Genomic DNA, 17,197 nt, shown 5'->3' with positions numbered 1-17,197 from the left:
GAGACTCTGCGGATACCCGCGCAACCCGTCACCCCTGTCGCCGGGGTGCGGTCCATGCATACCGGTACGGCGGCCTCGGAAAGGCCGCCGTACCGGGTTGACTGAGATCCCCCGCGGGAAGAGGCGATCAGCCGTTGAAGATGTCGCGCAGCGCCTCGACCTCGGCCACCCGCTCGGAGTGGGTCGGCGCGGTGGGCGAGGCCAAGATGCAGGTGACGCCTGCCGCACGGAACGCGGCGACGCGCTCGGCGACCTCCGACTTGGAACCGATCAGCGACATGGCATTCACGAGGTCCTCGGGGATCGCCGCGGCGGCCTCGACCTTCTTGCCGTCGAGGTAGAGGTCCTGGATGAGCTTCGCCTCCTCGACGTAGCCGTACCGGATGGCGAGCTGGTTGTAGAAGTTCTTGCCGCGGGCACCCATGCCGCCGATGTACAGCGCGGCGTGGTGACGGACGAGTTCTTTGGCGTTGTTGATCTGCTCGGCGTCGTCGGAGACCCGCGCGGTCGCCTGCACCACGATGCCCAGCTCGCCGAGCGACGGGTCGCGCTTGGCCTTACCGGCGGCCAGGGACTCACCGAAGGCGGCGTCGATCTGCTCCGGGTGGAACAGGATCGGCTGCAGCTCGTCGAACATCTCCGCGGCCAGCTCGATGTTCTTGGGGCCGATGGCGGCTAGCAGCAGCGGGATGTTGTCGCGGACCGGGTGGTTGATGATCTTCAGCGACTTGCCGAGTCCCGAACCGCCGTGCTCCTCGTCGAGCGGGAGGGTGTAGTGCTTGCCCTGGTAGTTCAGCTTCTCGCGGCGCCAGACCATGCGGCAGATCTCCGCGTGCTCACGGGCGCGGCCCAGCGGGTAGTCGTACTTGACGCCGTGGAAGCCCTCGATGACCTGCGGTCCCGAAGCCCCGATGCCGAGCACCGCACGGCCGCCGCTGATGTAGTCCAGACCGGCGGCGGTCATCGCGAGGTTGGTGGGGGTGCGCGAGTACATGGGCAGGATCGCGGTCTGCAGTTCCATCTTCTCGGTCTTCGCGGCGATGAAGCCGAGCTGGGAGACCGCGTCGAAGCTGTAGGCCTCCGGCACCGCGATCCGCTCGACACCCGCAGCCTCGAAGTCGGCGAGGTTGTTGATGGTCTCGCGGAAGTCGCCCGCGTAGTTGATCGGCATGCCCAGCTTCATCGATGTCATGGCGTCGGATTCTTCCACAGCGACCGTCGGTTTCACCATGGTTGGCCGAGCGTTCGATCGCCCCGGAAAGCGACGGATGACACACCGGCCCTGAACTGCGAAAACGTGTGCGACACGCCGAAGAGACGAGCAAATCCCACGAAACCGTGCCGAGACGTTTAGGAAATTCGAAGCCCAGCCCTCATCATGAAAACCATGAGCGGCGAAATGCTGATCCTGGTGCTGTTGGTGATCACGGCCCTCGGCTTCGATTTCACCAACGGCTTCCACGACACCGGCAACGCCATGGCAACGTCGATCGCCACCGGCGCTCTGAAACCGAAAGTCGCGGTCGGGCTCTCCGCCATCCTCAACCTCGTAGGCGCCTTCCTCTCGGTCGAGGTCGCCGCCACCATCACCAAAGAAGTCCTCAACATCCAGCAGACCTCCGGCGCCGACGCCGGCGAGATCGTCGCAGGTATCACCCCGACGACCGCGCTGCTGATCATCTTCGCCGGACTCATCGGCGGCATCCTCTGGAACCTCTTCACCTGGCTCTTCGGCCTGCCGTCGAGTTCCTCACACGCCTTGTTCGGTGGGCTCATCGGTTCCGGGATCGCCGCCATCGGACTCTCCGGAGTGAACTGGCACGGAGTGTTCGGCAAGATCATCGTGCCGGCACTCCTCGCCCCGGTGATCGCCTGCGTCGTCGCCGCATGCGGAACCTGGCTCGTGTTCACGATCACCCGTCACCTCGCCGAGAGCCGCAAGGAACAGGGCTTCCGATACGGCCAGATCGCCAGCGCCTCACTGGTCTCGCTCGCCCACGGCACCGGCGACGCACAGAAGACCATGGGCGTCATCGCGATGGCCCTGATCGTCACCGGACATCTCGACGCCTCGACCGTCAGCCACGGACTCCCCCTGTGGATCGTCGCGAGCTGTGCCGCCGCGATCGCGGTCGGCACCTATCTGGGCGGCTGGCGCATCATCCGCACCCTCGGAAAAGGCTTGGTGGAGATCAGCTCCCCGCAGGGCATGGCCGCCGAGGCCTCGTCTGCGGCCATCATCCTGACCTCCAGCGCAGCCGGGATGGCACTGTCCACCACGCAGGTCGCCACCGGTTCGATCCTCGGCTCCGGGGTCGGCAGGCGCGGCGCACAGGTCCGCTGGGGTGTCGCCGGCCGGATGGCCGTGGCATGGATCACCACTCTTCCCGCCGCCGGACTCGTCGGCGCGGCGTCCTTCTACATCGCCAATCTGCTCGGCAACGTCGCAGGCGCAGTGGCGATCTTCGGCCTCCTCGTCGCGGCGTCTGCCTACATGTACCGGCGCGCCCAGCAGAACAAGATCGACGCCGGCAACGTCAACGCCGATTGGGACGACACCACCGGCTCGGTGCTGCCGACCGATGCCGGGGCCACCCCGGACACCGCACGGTCCGTCTGATCGTCACGAGCCGACCACAACACGACCACGAGAGGATCCAGCTGAGATGGACATCGTCGAGGCGATCGCCAAGGTGCTGGTCGTCGGCCTGATCTTCGGCGCCGGGCTTCCCGCACTCTTCGCGGTCGGTCTCCGGGTGCACGAGCAGGGGTCCGACGAGGTCGTCGAGGGTTCGGTCGTCAAGGGCAACCCGATGATGCGCGTGCTGAGCTACGCGATCTTCGCCGTCGTCGCACTGGTCATCATCACCGCGATCCTGTGGATCACCCGGCAGACCCTCTACTTCCACACCGGCATCAAGCTCTTCCCGTTTGGTTACAAGTGACCCCCACCCGGGTACACACCTGTCCCAGATAGGCAAGAGCCGGAGACGCGATCAGCCATGAGCAGTGAAACCCCGCTCTTCGAATCCGTGATCAATTGGATTCGCAAGGGCTATCCCCAAGGTGTCTCGCGCACCGACTTCCCGCCCCTGATGGCGCTTCTCACGCGCGTGCTGACCGACGAGCAGGTCACCGCCGTCGCGATGCAATTGGTCAAGGAGTACGGCCCCCGGGAACCGGTGAGCGAGCAGCAGATCCACGACGCCATCAAGCGGGTCACCAGCGCACCCCCGACACCCGAAGAGGTCAACCAGGTCGCCGGACGTCTGGCCGCCGTCGGCTGGCCACTGCTGCCCAGCCGCCCCTGACACAGCGCTGCGCCGACACCGAGGACCGACAGCAGCACATCGAAACCTACAATCACGCTGAGTGGGACGCATGAGCGTCACCGCACCGCACCGGACGCACCTGCGTCCCGTCGAAGAAAGGGGGTGAGGAGTGGACCGCCCACAGTTGCTCTACCGCATCATCGAATGGCTGCGCACCGGATATCCCGACGGCGTGCCCCAGGGCGACTACATCCCACTCGTCGCCCTCCTGCGCCGGCAGCTCAGTGAGGACGAGGTGCAGGAGGTGTCGTCGCGGCTGATCCGGCAGTCGCCGCCGCCGCCCGAGCCGATCTCCCAGATCGACGCGGCCGTGGCCATCACCAAGGTCACCCGCGAGCTGCCACACGAGGACGACATCGCCCGGGTGCGCCGACACCTGGAATCGTCGGGCTGGCCGTTCGACGGCCCCGATCCGGCCGACACGAATCGGGACGAGTCCTGAGAACCCTGCGTGCCCTGTCGCTTCCCGCTCGACCGGAGGTCGTGGACCGACGCGACGAGCTGCTCGCCGTGCTCGACGGTTCGGTCGCGATCGTCCCCACCCCCGAGGACGCCCGTGAGACAGCGCTTCTGAGCGACGCGCTGTCGGTGGGTAAGCCGATCGCCGACGATGTCTCGCTCGTGGTCTCCACGTCGGGGTCGACCGGCGTACCGAAAGGGGCGCAACACACCCCGACGACGCTGGCCGCGTCGGCGCAGGCCACCGCGAAACGCCTCGGCGGACCCGGTAACTGGCTCCTGGCTCTCGCTCCGCATCACATCGCCGGCCTCCAGGTCCTGTTGCGGGCCTTCGCATCCGGACACACCCCCACCGTCCTCGATCTGGCCGCCGGCTTCGACGCCGACGAGTTCGCCGACGCGCTCGACCGGCTGGACGGGCCCCGGCGCTACACGTCACTCGTACCGACGCAGCTGATCAAGGTCCTCGACTCCCCGCGCGCGACCACCGCGTTGCGAGCCGCCGACGGACTCCTCGTCGGCGGTGCGGCGACCCCTGCTCCCCTGTTGCGCCGGGCCGTCAACGAGGGGCTCCCCATCGTCCGCACCTACGGGATGAGCGAGACCGCCGGCGGTTGTGTCTACGACGGTATCCCGCTCGACGGCGTCTCCATCCGCATCGACGAGCCGTCGCCGGACGGTGTGGGACGCGTCGTCCTCGGCGGCCCGATGGTGGCGCACGGGTACCGCAACCTTCCCGATCATCCCGCTTTCGCCGAGGCCGGCTGGTTCCGCACCGACGATCTCGGCCGCCTCGACGCCAACGGTGTGCTGTCGATCGTCGGCCGCGCCGACGAGGCGATCTCCACCGGCGGGCTCACCGTCGTGCCGCAGGTGGTCGAGGCGGTTGTCGTCGAGGACCCGGCGGTCGCCGAATGTGTCGTCGTCGGACTTCCCGACGACCGGCTCGGCGAGAAGATTGTCGCGGTGGTCGTCGCACGACGCGGAAAACAGCTCGACGCCAACCGGATTCGGGGTTCGGTCGCCGAGCGCCTCGGCCGGTATGCGGCGCCGCGCGAGGTTCTCGAGATCGACGAACTGCCGCTGCGGGGTCCGGGTAAGCCCGACCGCCGCGAGCTGCGTCGACGCTTCTCTTCGTAGATGTCGCGGATCGTGTCGGACCACAACACGTTTCGCGACATCTGGTTTCAGGCGGCGACGCTGATCGCTTGACGGATCGTCGACGTGACGTAGCCGGCCCTCTCCGTCAGGTCGGTCCAGGTGAAGTTGAGAACCGTCCAGCCGGCCGCGATCAATGCGTTCCGTCGGGTGCGGTCGCTCTGGAACGTGTCGGCGTCCCGATGGAAGGCGAAGCCGTCGAGTTCCACCGCCACCATCTGCGCGGTGAACGCGAGGTCGATCTCGTACCCGCAACTGGGATGGTTGGCGACCCAGCCGCCGATCGCCGCGTCGTCGAGGATCGTCACCGCGAGACGCTCCGCGGCCGACCGTGCACCCGACTCCAGCAACTCGATCATCGGACCCATCTCCGCCGCGCCGACACAGCGGTGCCTGCGCCGGTACGCCTCTTCCAGTCGTTCGACGCTGATCCGACGCTGTTGCAGCGCCGAGTCAATCACCCCGGCCCCCTGTTCGACGGCTCCTTCGAGCGCGGACAACGCAATCCCGGTGACCCGCAGATCTCCTCGGATGAGGACATCTGCGTCGTCGAGGGACCGGTTGAGTATCTGCACGCCCTTGATCGCTGGGCCGTGCCGTCCGCGGGGAGCGGTGACGGTGATCGTCTCGGGCGGGTCGTCGACGATGCCGTGCCACCAGGCCGCCGCCAGTCCCGACAGGATCGCCGACGGCCCGACCGACAGTGTTGCGATGCGGTCGGTGGTGCGGTCGGTGACGGGGTGATCCGCCAGCCGATACAGCCGAGGGCGGACCGCGACCCATTCACCTGCGGCCACGCGTCGCCGCACCGCCGAGCGATCCAGTCCGTGCTCTCGTGCGTCGGCGGCGGTGATGACACCGTCGTGTTCGAGGGCGAGGGCTCGCAGTTTGGGTGGGGTACGCACTTCGATTAGACGTAATCGCAGGTCGATGCGGTTCCGGCCGATTGTGTCCGCGTGTAGATGTCGCGGATCGTGCCGCACGGCGCAACGATGCGCGACATCTGCAGGGGCGGTCGGCCGCTATCCGGCGGCGTGGCAGGATCGATCCGTGGCAACCGCATCGCAGTGGATTCAGGGCGCACGCCCGAGGACTCTCCCCAACGCCGTGGCGCCCGTCGTGGCCGGCGTCGGAGCGGCGCTTCATCACGGCGGGATCTCGTGGTGGAAGGCCGTGCTCGCGCTGGCCGTGGCGATGGCATTCATCATCGGCGTGAACTTCGCGAACGACTACTCCGACGGTGTGCGCGGCACCGACGATGACCGTGTCGGCCCGCTGCGCCTCGTCGGCTCGGGCGTGGCGTCGCCGGGTTCGGTGAAGGCGGCAGCATTCATCTGCTTCGGCATCGGCGCGGTGTGCGGTCTCGTGCTGGCGATCGCCACCGCCTGGTGGCTGGTCGTGGTGGGCGCGGTCTGCATCGCGGGTGCCTGGTTCTACACCGGCGGCAAGCGGCCCTACGGTTATGCGGGCTGGGGCGAGGTCGCGGTGTTCGTGTTCTTCGGACTGGTCGCGGTACTCGGTACCCAGTTCGTGGTGTCGGACCGCATCGACCTGGTCGGCCTCGCCTGTGCCGTGGGCGTGGGCGCCGTCTCGTGCAGCGTGCTGGTCGTCAACAACCTGCGCGACATCCCCACCGATACCGAGAGCGGCAAGATCACCCTCGCCGTTCGACTCGGCGACGCCCGCACCCGAATCCTGTTCGCTGTCCTGCTCATGACCCCGCTCGTGATGAGCGTGGCGCTGGCCTTCGCGACCCCGTGGGCACTCGTCGGGCTGTTGACCTTCCCGCTGCTGTGGCAGGCGTACACGCCGGTCCGCACCGGGGCGCAGGGGCCGGCGTTGGTCCCGTCGATCGGGACGACCGGCAAGGCGATGCTCGCATGGGCGGTCGTCACCGCGGTCGCGTTGACGCTGACCTCTTAGAAATGACGACAACCCCGCCCCCGGAATCGGATTCCGGGGGCGGGGTCGTCATTTGTGGGTTCACACCTCGGCGTCGACCTCGGGCAGGCTCGCCCAGACGGCGGCCTTGAGTTCATCTGCGGTGGTGGCCGATTCGATCAGGGTCTTCGACGCGTCGTCGGCGGCGTCGAGGATGCCGAGCAGCAGGTACTCGGCGCGTAGCCGCCGGTCGCCCCGTTCGCGTGCGATCTCGACTGCTCGGGCGAACACCGCGCGGGTGTCCGGGGCGAACCGAGGACGGTTACCCCGTCCGCGCGGACCCCGACGACCACGACCCGGCTCCCAGGGGCCCTCGCCACCGGGGCCGAAGGGTCCGCCGGGACCGAACGGTCCGGGCCCGAAACCGCCGGGGCCGAAGCCACCCGGGCCCTCGGGACCGAATCCCGGGCCGAAACCTTCCGGCCCGCAGTCGGGGCGGGGTCCGCGGGCGCGGTGCGGTCCGTGACCGTGTCCGTGCCGACGTCCTCGGCCGCGTCCACGACCCCCGTCGGGACCTCCGCGTCGGCCCGGCCCACGTCCGGGGCGTTCGCCCCAGCCGTCGGACAGGTCCTCACCGAAGCGCCCGCGAACGGCTTCCCGCACCTTGTCGAGGTCGATCCCGATGCCCCGCAGAGCTTCTCGGTCCTCCTCGTAACGCCGGGCTGCCGACTCGTCGTCGGTGTCGGCCGCGTCGGCCTGGTCGGCATGCTCGTCGTGGTACTTGCGCACCACTTCTCGCGCCGTGGCGAGGGTCAGCCCCTGATCGGCCAGGATCGAGAACAGCGGGCTCCGGGCGTTGCAGAGCATGCCCAGGATCAGATGATCGTTTCCCAGTTGCCAATGTCCGAGGTCGGCGGCCTCCTGCGTGGCGAAGGCCAGCAGCATCTTGTCATCACGAGTGATTCGTTCAAACATCTTTGTCTCCTTCGGATCCGCCCTCGCGGACCTCACGTTGTGAGTGCTTCTGATGCACGGCCTGCCGGCTGATCTGCAGTACTTCTGCGATCGATTGCCAGCTCCAGCCATTGGCGCGAGCGTTGGCGACCTGTACTTCTTCGAGTCGGTCGGCCAGCGTGCGCAGCGCCCGAACCGCTGCCAGGCCCTTCGCTGGGTCGCTGCTCGCGGCATCTCCTGCGAGGTCAGCACCCTGGGCGTCGTCCGGCGTTTCGGTCTTCTGGTCGTCGTGCATGTTGTCAGGTTATGTTGACGTTTGCATGTTGTCAAGAATCGTTGACAGACGATCTGTGGAACAGGGTGCGGCCCGCTCCTGCAGGACGGGTTAGCATTCGACAAACGACGGGGGGAGTTTGCGATGGCGACGGCAAAGGTCGATCCGAACGAGTTGCGGGAGGCGTCCTCCAACTTCAAGCCTGTCGTGGCAATGCAACCCGTCTGGCCACCCGCCTCCGGAGCGGTCGGAATGGCCGTAAGTCTTGCAGCGAGCGGATTGGACGGGCTCGAAACCTCCGGCGCTCTCACTGAGACGACAAAGTCCTTATCCTCGGCGCTGGCAACGCTCGCCGGGCGGAAGGCGGCGTGGGAGTCCATCCTCACGACATCGGCCGATGACTACGAGAACACTGATCTCACGGCAGCAAGACGTCTCGAAGGACTCGGTGACCTGAATCAGCCACTCCCCGGTAATCGCCGCTGATGGTCTACCCCACCCGCACGGTCGTCGAAAAGCTCAACTTCGACAACATGCCGAAACTGGCAGACGACCTGATCGACTACGCCGAGTACACCGCTGCCGACGCCCGAACCACTCGAGACACGATCACTGGCCTTGACTGGTCTGGAGTCGCAAAGGACGCTGCAGTCGGTCGCGCCAACAGCGAGTACGACCAGTTGATGCGCGTCTCACAAACCTTCGCCTCGCTCGCCAACGCCATCACCAGCGGGCACGCCGATATGTCGTCCCTGGCGAACAGCCTTAAATCGACTGCTACAGCGTACGAGGACAACAACTACGCAGTGTCCGACGCCTGGAAGGTCACCGACGCATACAACTATGCATTGGCGGAGTCCGCCGCTGCCGGCGACGACCACCAGCTCGCGGAACTGGCGACGCTGAAGAACACGCGTGCCCGTATAGCCGAGAATGCGACACTGTGGATGGAGCGTGTCGCAAGGGATTTCGACACGGCTGACACCGACACCGCGTCTGCGATTCGTAGTGCGAACGGCGCGCTCGATCAATTGGCTCCTCCCGCAGCTGGTTTAAGTGCAGGGAGCGCGAAAGCCATCGAGGACAACTGGGATGCGGGCCGCGGACTGACGACCGAGCAGATGTACGCCCTGGCGGCCGCAGGAAACCTGAGTCCAGAACAGATTCAAGCGCTACACGCGGGACTGCCCGTGAACATCCCGCAGGGACAGTACGACTTCCTCCGAACTCTCTTCGAGGGCTTGGACGACGAGTCTATCGACGAGATCACAAAGCTTGGAGGAACCGGGGAAAACGGCGCAGCGGTTCGCAACCTTTTGTCCAACGGGATGCAGATCATGAGCAACCCGTCGGTATCCACCGGCGCCGGGGACAAGGGCGGGATGGCCACCCTCCCCGCAAATGTTCGAACTCTCCTCACGGAGAAGCTGACCACGGGGACGACCAAGAAGCGAGACTTCGACAACCATTCCACTATTGAGTATCCCCACGTTCCTCGTGTCGACGAGTTCGATAACCTCGTGCGCCTCCTCGAGACAGGCGACTCCCAGCTACGCATGGGCACCGACATCGACAGGGGAATACTCAAGCAGGCAAGCGAAATCGCCGAAGCCTCGCGTTCCGGCAGGATCGCCGGTCCCGGAGAAGAGTTGCTCGACACCCATGGCCTGCTCAACCGTGCGCTCGCGCTGACATCAGACGACACCACGGCGGTCCGGGACTTCACCGTCGGCGCCGACACAATGAACGTCACATATGCGGACGGTCGCCCTTACAACGCTGACCGTCACCTTGACGCCCTCTTCGACTACCAGTGGCGTGGCTCTGATGATGGAATCAGCGACATGTACAAGTGGCTCAAAGACAACGCGGGAGATTCTGGCAATCCCTTTGCAGCCTATAAAGCAGCGGACACCGCGAGCGCCCTCGGCCAATACTTCGGAGACACCTCAAACCTTGAAATCGGCCGCGATCTCGGCCGGACGAGTCCACAGCTCACCCAGACTCTGGCACACTCGCTCGCACCGTTCTTGGCCGATTTCGCCGGAGCCCACCAACCTGGATCGGATCATGAATTTCCCTTGTTCGGCGCAGAGAAACTCACTCCGGGCGAACTGAAGAATCTTCTGACAACTCTCGATTCCGACCCGACAGCCGCCGGTGTCATCAATCGCGCCGGAGCTGAATGGCAGTTCTATATGGCACAGATGGCAGGCATGGACCCAGGAGCAGCTTCACTCGGTCACGCCGCCGGCGTTCTCCAAGACGCAATGAAGGACGGATTGGACGCAGAGATCGACTACCTCAAGAAGGAGGGAATCGACGACTATTCGGAGAAGATGCGAGCAGCGGCCGCCGGACGCAACATACTTGCCGCGATCCCCCAAGTTGGCGCTCCACTCAACGCGATGTTGCCAGTCGGAACCGTGGAGGATCTTCTGTACGGCCCGGCACCCGACTACGACTCTATGACGACCGAAGAGATCGATCGCCTTGTTGCGTTGCGGTCGGAAACGCTCACCGACCCGGACGTTACAAAGTTCGCCATGTTCGCGGGAATGGCTGCCTCCGACCCGGAGATCCGCAATGAACACCCCGAATGGTTCGACGAGGACGGCAACCCGAGTTGGGAAGCGATTCATGGGCATTCGGAGAACGAACGCACATTGAGCGAGCGCTCTTCGATGACGCCCGCTGAACGGGAAGAGTACGAGCGCCAGTCCGAAGACCGAGAGAGCCTACTCGCAGCATGGCGGAGTTTCATGGAAAGTTCCGGCCATTACAGTGACTGGGACCGCCACCACGACAGCGGAGTCAACGAGCCCGACGAACCCGGCCAGCCTCCCGAAGGGGCGCTCGATGACAGCCCCATCCTTTCTATCCCCGGTCAAGGAGGACCCTCGTGAAACGAGTTCGGAGCGTTCATCTCCTGTTGCTCGTAGTGTCCCTCTTTCTCGCCGGGACTGCCTGCTCACAAGGTTCTGGTGATCGGGAACCTGCAACCACCCACCAGTCTACGTCTGATAGTTCGGCCACCGGTTTACGTCCGGAGGACCGCCCTATTCAATGGGTTGATTCGGGCGTGATAGACCTCGATAGCACCGACGGCACCTTCGTCCGAGGCATCGCAGAAACCGACGATCTCCTCCTCGCCACGCATAATCACAGCATCATTCCGCCTGGATATCTGAAAGCAGTAAATGATGTCCGCCCAGTCTTCAAGATATACAGCAACGATAGACAGCCTGAAGTCTCACCAAAACCAATCTATCTTGTGGCGGTTCCGTTCCCAGAGTCCTTCACGAAGAATTCAGCGTCTTCCGCACCACGAGCTTCCTCAGAAATAGGCCGCGCGGCAATCTGTTACTCAGTAAACCCCGCCAGGTTCGGATTTGAGCCACGCGCGTTTTTCCAGTACGAGAAATCAGGCAAAACGCCGCCTACGAATCAACGCGGGCCACTGAACCAACCCGCTATCGACGTATTCGGCGATTGGCGACTAACCGACTACATCATCCCCACCAAGGAACAGAGTGAAGCGTGCGCCGCGGCTGGAATACCTCGACCGAGTAGCAAGGCCGGAACGAAACCGAATCCCGGTTGGCCGAACGCGTCGCAGTAGCGGCGAGGATAACTGAGGCAAAATGACTGACGAACTCAAACGGTTGAAACCGCGCATCGTCGCCGCTCTCAAGTCGCCACCCGGCACGACGCTGGAGGACCTAGCCGGTCTCTTCCCCGAACTCGACCGCGAGGAACGGTTCGAAGAGGAGTTTCGAAATCGCTATAACGACGCGATCTTCGACTGGCAGCACTCCAACGGGTGGAAGCAGGCTCCCTACGAGGTGGCGCAGGAAATCGCCGAGCAGATCCGGCACGAGATGGAGTACCAAATCCGCTCGGGACGGCTCTCGTAACCCCTGACACGCGTCCAACGCGAATGGTCCACGGCGGTCAGTTCCTTGTCCGTCGGCGCGGAGCTCGATGAGCAACCTGCCGTCGTGGACAGCGGTCTTCGGCGACGGACTGCCATGCTCTTCACGGCCCGAGTCCTGATCGGAGCGTGACAAATTGATCTGTATGACGTTGTGCCCGGGATCCGGGCACAACGTCATACTGAAGCAAGCAGTCCTACTCGTTCAGGATCGACTCACTGATGTTCATCCGCGCGGCGCGCACAGCCGGCAGGAACGCGCCCACCAGGCACAACGCCACCGCGATCGCGACGAACATCGCCGCGGACGGCCGTGGCGAGTAGATCACGGTCAACGAGGTTGTGACGCTCAGGATTCGGTCGCTCAGCAGGTGCATCATCGCGCCGAGGGTCACCCCGACCAGGGCGCCGACGACGGCGACCGCGGCGGCCTCGGCAAGCACCATGCGAGAGATGAACTTTCGGGACGCTCCCATCGCACGGAGCACACCCAACTCACGACGGCGCTCGATCACCGAGAGCAGCAGGGTGTTCAGCAGCGCGATGGCCGCGGCGCCGGCCACGATCCACTGGATGGCCACCGTGAACGAACCCGCCTGCTGGACGGTTGCCTGCGTGGCGGCCAGCGCGTCTGCACCGGTGTAGACGCTGATGGGTTTGTTGCCGGTGGTCGGGACATCCGCGACCAGGGTCTCGAGTGCCTGCTGCACCAGTTCGGGATCGGCGTCGGGGGCGGTGATCACCTGCAGGTAGGTGTCACCCTCACGTCCGAACCACTCCCCCAACTGCTTCTGCGACAACGCGGCGACACCGGAGTCCACGGACACGTAGTCGACGGTGTCGCGGACGACGACGTCGTGCGGGCCGGTCGGCGTCGCCAGCGTCACCGTGTCCCCGACACCCACATCGAGCACGCGCGCAAGCACATTCGACAACAGGATGCCGTTCCCGGCGAGCACCTGCTCGACCGACTCCGGCGTCGCCTTCCGCATGAACGGTGCGCGCGAACCCGGTTCCAGGCCCTGCACATTCGCCCGGCTCTCGCCGATGTTGACCGCGGCCCACTGACCGCCGACGACCTCGGTCACGCCGGGCACCTTCGCGGCCTCGCCGCGGATCGACGGCGGCAGGATCGGGCCCAGCGGCAGGCTCGCCGCCGAGGACGACGAAACGTAGAAGTCCGGGTCGCCCAGTCCGTCCAGCGACTTCGACATCGACGACACCAGGTTGTCCAGCGCGCCCGACGTTCCCATGCCCACCGCGATCGCGACGGCCACGGTCATGAGTGTCGCCCACGCCCGACGCGGCGCGCGCTCGGTGTTGACCGACGCGAGCTGACCCGGTCCGCGGAACCAGCGGGCAACCCGAACGACCAGCCACGTCAACGGGTTCGACAACGCGAAGCACACCAGCAGGGCGCCCACGAGATAGACGACGCCGGCCAGGATCGCGGGTCGACCGGGCACCGTCGCGACGATCACCCACGACGCGATCAACCCGGCGGCCCCCACGATCCCGGCGATCACGACAACCGGCCCGCGGCGCTTCGACGCGTCGGACACCTCGACGGGAGCCATCGCCTCCACCGGCGACACCGAGAACACCGACCGCGCGGCCAACGACGTCGCGGCGACACAGGCGATCACACACGCGAGCACCGCGACCACCGGCGCGTACCCCGGCAGGTGATAGTTGATGACCGTGCCCACCGTGTCGGGCGGCGGGTCGGGCAGACTCGCGATCACCGCCCGGCCGGCGAGGATTCCGAGCGGGATTCCGATCACGCCGCCGACCAGACCCATCAGTGCGGCCTCGCCCAGCATGTCGCCGACGAGGTGGGATCGTCTGGCGCCCAACGCCCGGATCATGGCGAGGGAACCGCGCCGCGACGCCACCGCCATGTTCATCGTGTTGAAGACCAGGAACGCCGCGATCACCAGGGACACCAGCGAGACGAGCAGCGTCGCATCACGCGTCACCGAACTCGCGACCTCGGCCTGTTTGGCGCGGAAGTCCGGGTCGACGACCACCGCACGACCGTCGACGATCCCTTCGATCTGCTTGCGCACCGACCCGACGTCGACGCCGGGTTCGGTGACGATGAGGATCGAATCGAGCCGCCCTTCCAACCCGACGAGTCGCTGCGCGAGATCGAGGTAGGCGAACAGGAAGCGGCCGTTGTTGAGTCCGGCGGCCTGCTCGTTGTCGACGACCTCCAGCACTTCGACGTCGATGCCGTTGACCGTCAGCTTCTGCCCCACGTCGAGGCCGAGGCCCGGACCTACGAAGACACCGTTGCGCAGTCGGTCGAAGTCGATCGACCCGGAGCTCTCCGATTGGACCGCGGATCGCAGACTCCCCGACAGGGAGGTGACACGTTGGTCCGAGCCGATGAGCGGGATCGCCGACCCGTCGACGACGACCGACCCGCGGATCATCGGCACCACGGCTTTCGCACCGTCGACGTCGCGGCGGATCTGCCCGGCCAACGACTGATCGACGCCGCTGTCGGCGATCGCCGCGACCTCCAAATCGGCCGAACCGGAGATCGCATTGTTGAACGCGCGCACCGACTCCGACGTCGAACCGAAGGTTCCCAGGACCGCGATGAGCAGCGCCGACGAGACGATCACCACCGCCAGCGAGGTGAACAGACGCAGCCGGTGGGTGCGGATCTCCCGGATGTTGAGCAGCCGGATGCGGGTGAAGCCGGCGAACAGGGCTTCGACACGCCTCCTCGCTCCGCTCGTCGGCTGCTCAACCGGCGGGGGGACACGTCCCGCTCCGCTCGTCGGCTGCTCAGCCGGCGGGGTGTCGCTCACTCCGCGATCTTCCCGTCGCGCACTGTGATCGTGGTGTCGGCGAACGCCGCCGCCTTCGGATCGTGGGTCACCATCACCACCAGCCGATCCGGCGCGGCGTGCGCGACGTCGGCAAGCAACTCCAGCACGGATTCCCCGGTCCTGGAGTCGAGGTTGCCGGTGGGTTCGTCGGCGAGCAGGATCGTCGGGTTCATGATGAGCGAACGCGCGATGGCGACGCGCTGCATCTGTCCGCCGGACAGTTCCGACGGCCGGTGGTCGACGCGGTCGCCGAGCCCGACCTGTTCGAGGAGTTCGACGGCGCGTGGCTTGGCCTTGCGCAGTGATTGGTTGTCGAGCAACCGTGGCAGCGCGACGTTCTCCCATGCCGACATGGTCGGGACGAGATTGAAGAACTGGAAGACGAAGCCGACGCGATGACGCCGGAAGGCGGACGCAGCAGCGTCGTCGAGCGCGCCGAGATCGACTCCGTCGATGGAGATCCGGCCGGATGTCGGGGTGTCGAGGGCGCCGAGGATGTGCAGCAGCGTGGACTTTCCGGCGCCGGAGGGCCCGACGATCGACGCGAACTGTCCCCCGTCGATGTTCAGGTTCAGTCCGTCGAGGGCGCGGACGCGCTCCTCACCCATCTGGTACTCACGCACCAGGTCGACGGCCTCGACGAGTGGACGCACGGTTTCGGTCGGCACCCCCCGGATGGTAGCCCACCGGGTAGGCGCCACCCGGAGCTCAAGCCGTCCAGCGTCCCGACGCGAGGAACTCGTCGAGGATCGCGTTCGCCGGGGCCAGATCGAAAGACTGTGCGCCGATCCACTTCTCGTCGAAGTAGGTGCCGGCGTAGCGATCACCCGGATCGCACAGGAGCGTCACGATGCTGCCCGCCCGGCGATCGGCGACCATTTCCGCGACGAGTGAGAACGCACCCCACATGTTGGTGCCGGTCGACCCGCCGACGCGGCGCCCCAGCATCTCCGACACCCGGTGCGTGGTGGCGATCGAGGCCTCGTCGGGAACGCCGATCATCCGGTCGATCACCTGGGAGATGAACGACGGCTCGACCCGCGGCCGGCCGATTCCCTCGATGCGCGAACCGACCTCACCGGTGAGCGTTCCGTCGGCGGTCTCGTAGGCCGGCAGGAACACCGAGTTCTCCGGGTCGACGACGGCGAGCCAGGTGTCGTGCCGCCGGTACCGCACGTAACGACCGAGCGTCGCCGACGTGCCACCGGTGCCTGCGCCCACCACGATCCACGTCGGGATCGGATGCTCCTCGTCGGCCATCTGCGCGAAGATCGACTCGGCGATGTTGTTGTTGCCACGCCAGTCGGTGGCCCGCTCGGCCATCGTGAACTGGTCGATGAAGTGGCCACCCAACTCGGCCTCGAGGCGCAACGCCTCGGTGTAGACCTCTCCGGGATGTTCGACGAAATGGCAACGGCCGCCATGGCGTTCGATCAGCGCGGTCTTCGCCGGCGACGTACTCGACGTCATCACGGCGATGAACGGCACGCCGATGAGCTCGGCGAAGTAGGCCTCGCTGACGGCCGTCGAACCCGACGACGCCTCGATGACGGGCGTTCCCTCGGTGACCCAGCCGTTGCAGATCGCGTAGAGGAACAACGACCGCGCCAGGCGGTGCTTGAGCGATCCGGTCGGATGCGTCGACTCGTCTTTCAGGTACAGGTCGACGCCGGCGTCACCGTCGGGACCGGACCACCGCGACCACGCGGGCAGCGGAACGCGCAGCAGGTGCGTATCGGCACTGCGTCGGGCGTCGGCCTCGATCAGACGTACCGCGTTCTGCGCCCAGGCACGGTCTTCCCGATGGTCGACGACCCGCGTCGGCCTCATGCGGGACGTCCCATCCGGAACGACCTCACTTGTCCCCGCGCAGGCGCGACTGGAGGTCGTCGTGGCGGGCCCGACGATCGGCCTCGATCGCGGCGATCTCGCCGTTGACCTTCAGCCGGAGCGACTTGAACAGGTACATGCCCAGCGGGAGCGCGATCAGCACGCCGAAGACGGCGGCGACGAGGAACGGCACGTCGACGCCCACGAGCTTGCCGCCGAACAGGATGACGGCGGCGATGACGACGACGAGCAGCATGCGCGCGACGGTGTAGCCGAACAAGGCGAGCGCCAGGGTCGCGGGGCGGCCGCTGGGCGGAGGTGTACCGGGGGCAGGGTCATGCGCTTCACTCACCCTCTCAGGGTACTTGCCTCCTTCGAAGGACCTGCAGGTCGTGGGCCTTTGCCCGCTCTTTACCTGCCGCTGAAGGTTCGAGTACCTGGGCGATTTGCGTGTATTCATGTAGAACGCGTCCATCAAGTGCCGGGCCGATTCGCCAAACCGCGGCGCACCGACAGGGCACCATCGTTTCAG

The 17,197-nt window shown here is 66.0% G+C and carries 17 protein-coding genes; 9 read left to right on the top strand and 8 right to left on the bottom strand.

Annotated features, from left to right (window positions below; translation table 11 throughout):
• Positions 1-127: 127 nt before the first annotated feature.
• Positions 128-1,192 (bottom strand): LLM class F420-dependent oxidoreductase, encoded by a 1,065-nt coding sequence (locus LQD00_RS18365; protein ID WP_232718585.1) that lies wholly within the window; start codon positions 1,190-1,192, stop codon positions 128-130.
• A gap of 195 nt (positions 1,193-1,387) precedes the next feature.
• Between LQD00_RS18365 and LQD00_RS18360 the strand changes: the two genes are divergently transcribed.
• From LQD00_RS18360 to menE, 5 genes are all read left to right on the top strand, one after another.
• On the top strand, positions 1,388-2,620 hold the full coding sequence (locus LQD00_RS18360; RefSeq protein ID WP_232718584.1) for an inorganic phosphate transporter: 1,233 nt from the start codon (positions 1,388-1,390) through the stop codon (positions 2,618-2,620).
• A 46-nt stretch (positions 2,621-2,666) separates the two neighbouring features.
• The gene (locus LQD00_RS18355) at positions 2,667-2,945 is read left to right on the top strand and encodes a hypothetical protein (protein ID WP_232718582.1); all 279 of its coding nucleotides are present in this window, start codon (positions 2,667-2,669) and stop codon (positions 2,943-2,945) included.
• Positions 2,946-3,002: 57 nt separating this feature from the next.
• On the top strand, positions 3,003-3,311 hold the full coding sequence (locus LQD00_RS18350; protein ID WP_154884238.1) for a DUF3349 domain-containing protein: 309 nt from the start codon (positions 3,003-3,005) through the stop codon (positions 3,309-3,311).
• Between the two features lie 130 nt (positions 3,312-3,441).
• On the top strand, positions 3,442-3,774 hold the full coding sequence (locus LQD00_RS18345; RefSeq protein WP_232718580.1) for a DUF3349 domain-containing protein: 333 nt from the start codon (positions 3,442-3,444) through the stop codon (positions 3,772-3,774).
• A gap of 41 nt (positions 3,775-3,815) precedes the next feature.
• A complete protein-coding gene (menE, locus tag LQD00_RS18340; RefSeq protein WP_232718578.1) occupies positions 3,816-4,931 on the top strand; it encodes an o-succinylbenzoate--CoA ligase in 1,116 nt (371 codons plus the stop codon).
• Between the two features lie 47 nt (positions 4,932-4,978).
• Here menE and LQD00_RS18335 read toward each other — a convergent pair whose 3' ends face one another.
• Positions 4,979-5,854 carry a type IV toxin-antitoxin system AbiEi family antitoxin domain-containing protein gene (locus LQD00_RS18335; protein ID WP_232718575.1) on the bottom strand — a complete coding sequence of 292 codons (876 nt, stop codon included), beginning with the start codon at positions 5,852-5,854 and terminating at the stop codon, positions 4,979-4,981.
• Between the two features lie 145 nt (positions 5,855-5,999).
• On the opposite strand from LQD00_RS18335, the gene LQD00_RS18330 reads away from it, so the two are divergent.
• Positions 6,000-6,872 (top strand): 1,4-dihydroxy-2-naphthoate polyprenyltransferase, encoded by an 873-nt coding sequence (locus LQD00_RS18330; RefSeq protein ID WP_232718574.1) that lies wholly within the window; start codon positions 6,000-6,002, stop codon positions 6,870-6,872.
• Positions 6,873-6,932: 60 nt separating this feature from the next.
• On the opposite strand, the gene LQD00_RS18325 is transcribed toward LQD00_RS18330, so the two are convergent.
• Both LQD00_RS18325 and LQD00_RS18320 read right to left on the bottom strand, forming a co-directional pair.
• Positions 6,933-7,805 carry a Clp protease N-terminal domain-containing protein gene (locus LQD00_RS18325; protein WP_232718572.1) on the bottom strand — a complete coding sequence of 291 codons (873 nt, stop codon included), beginning with the start codon at positions 7,803-7,805 and terminating at the stop codon, positions 6,933-6,935.
• Complete coding sequence (locus tag LQD00_RS18320) at positions 7,798-8,079, bottom strand: helix-turn-helix domain-containing protein (RefSeq protein ID WP_232718570.1); 282 nt, start codon at positions 8,077-8,079, stop codon at positions 7,798-7,800. Before LQD00_RS18320 ends, LQD00_RS18325 begins: the two co-directional genes overlap by 8 nt.
• A 123-nt stretch (positions 8,080-8,202) precedes the next feature.
• Here LQD00_RS18320 and LQD00_RS18315 point away from each other — a divergent pair, with 123 nt between their 5' ends.
• From LQD00_RS18315 to LQD00_RS18305, 3 genes are all read left to right on the top strand, one after another.
• Complete coding sequence (locus LQD00_RS18315; protein WP_232718568.1) at positions 8,203-8,544, top strand: type VII secretion target; 342 nt, start codon at positions 8,203-8,205, stop codon at positions 8,542-8,544.
• Positions 8,544-10,964: a TPR repeat region-containing protein gene (locus LQD00_RS18310; protein ID WP_232718566.1), complete on the top strand. Its 2,421-nt coding sequence runs from the start codon at positions 8,544-8,546 to the stop codon at positions 10,962-10,964. Before LQD00_RS18315 ends, LQD00_RS18310 begins: the two co-directional genes overlap by 1 nt.
• 738 nt (positions 10,965-11,702) lie before the next feature.
• Entirely contained in the window at positions 11,703-11,975 is a 273-nt protein-coding gene (locus LQD00_RS18305) for a hypothetical protein (RefSeq protein WP_232718565.1), read from the top strand.
• A 214-nt stretch (positions 11,976-12,189) separates the two neighbouring features.
• On the opposite strand, the gene LQD00_RS18300 is transcribed toward LQD00_RS18305, so the two are convergent.
• The 4 genes from LQD00_RS18300 to LQD00_RS18285 all read right to left on the bottom strand — a co-directional run bounded on the left by LQD00_RS18300 (position 12,190) and on the right by LQD00_RS18285 (position 17,017).
• Complete coding sequence (locus LQD00_RS18300) at positions 12,190-14,712, bottom strand: ABC transporter permease (protein WP_232718615.1); 2,523 nt, start codon at positions 14,710-14,712, stop codon at positions 12,190-12,192.
• A gap of 98 nt (positions 14,713-14,810) precedes the next feature.
• Positions 14,811-15,503 carry an ABC transporter ATP-binding protein gene (locus tag LQD00_RS18295; RefSeq protein ID WP_232718563.1) on the bottom strand — a complete coding sequence of 231 codons (693 nt, stop codon included), beginning with the start codon at positions 15,501-15,503 and terminating at the stop codon, positions 14,811-14,813.
• 40 nt (positions 15,504-15,543) lie between these two features.
• The gene (locus LQD00_RS18290; protein WP_232718562.1) at positions 15,544-16,665 is read right to left on the bottom strand and encodes an L-cysteine desulfhydrase Cds1; all 1,122 of its coding nucleotides are present in this window, start codon (positions 16,663-16,665) and stop codon (positions 15,544-15,546) included.
• A gap of 25 nt (positions 16,666-16,690) precedes the next feature.
• Entirely contained in the window at positions 16,691-17,017 is a 327-nt protein-coding gene (locus tag LQD00_RS18285; protein ID WP_006865265.1) for a DUF4229 domain-containing protein, read from the bottom strand.
• Positions 17,018-17,197: the final 180 nt, after the last annotated feature.

Origin of the sequence: Gordonia metallireducens, from assembly GCF_021245825.1 — a bacterium.
GTDB classification, from domain to species: domain Bacteria; phylum Actinomycetota; class Actinomycetes; order Mycobacteriales; family Mycobacteriaceae; genus Gordonia; species Gordonia namibiensis.
Note: the sequence above shows the minus strand (reverse complement) of the source record. Positions and strands in the feature narration are given on the sequence as shown.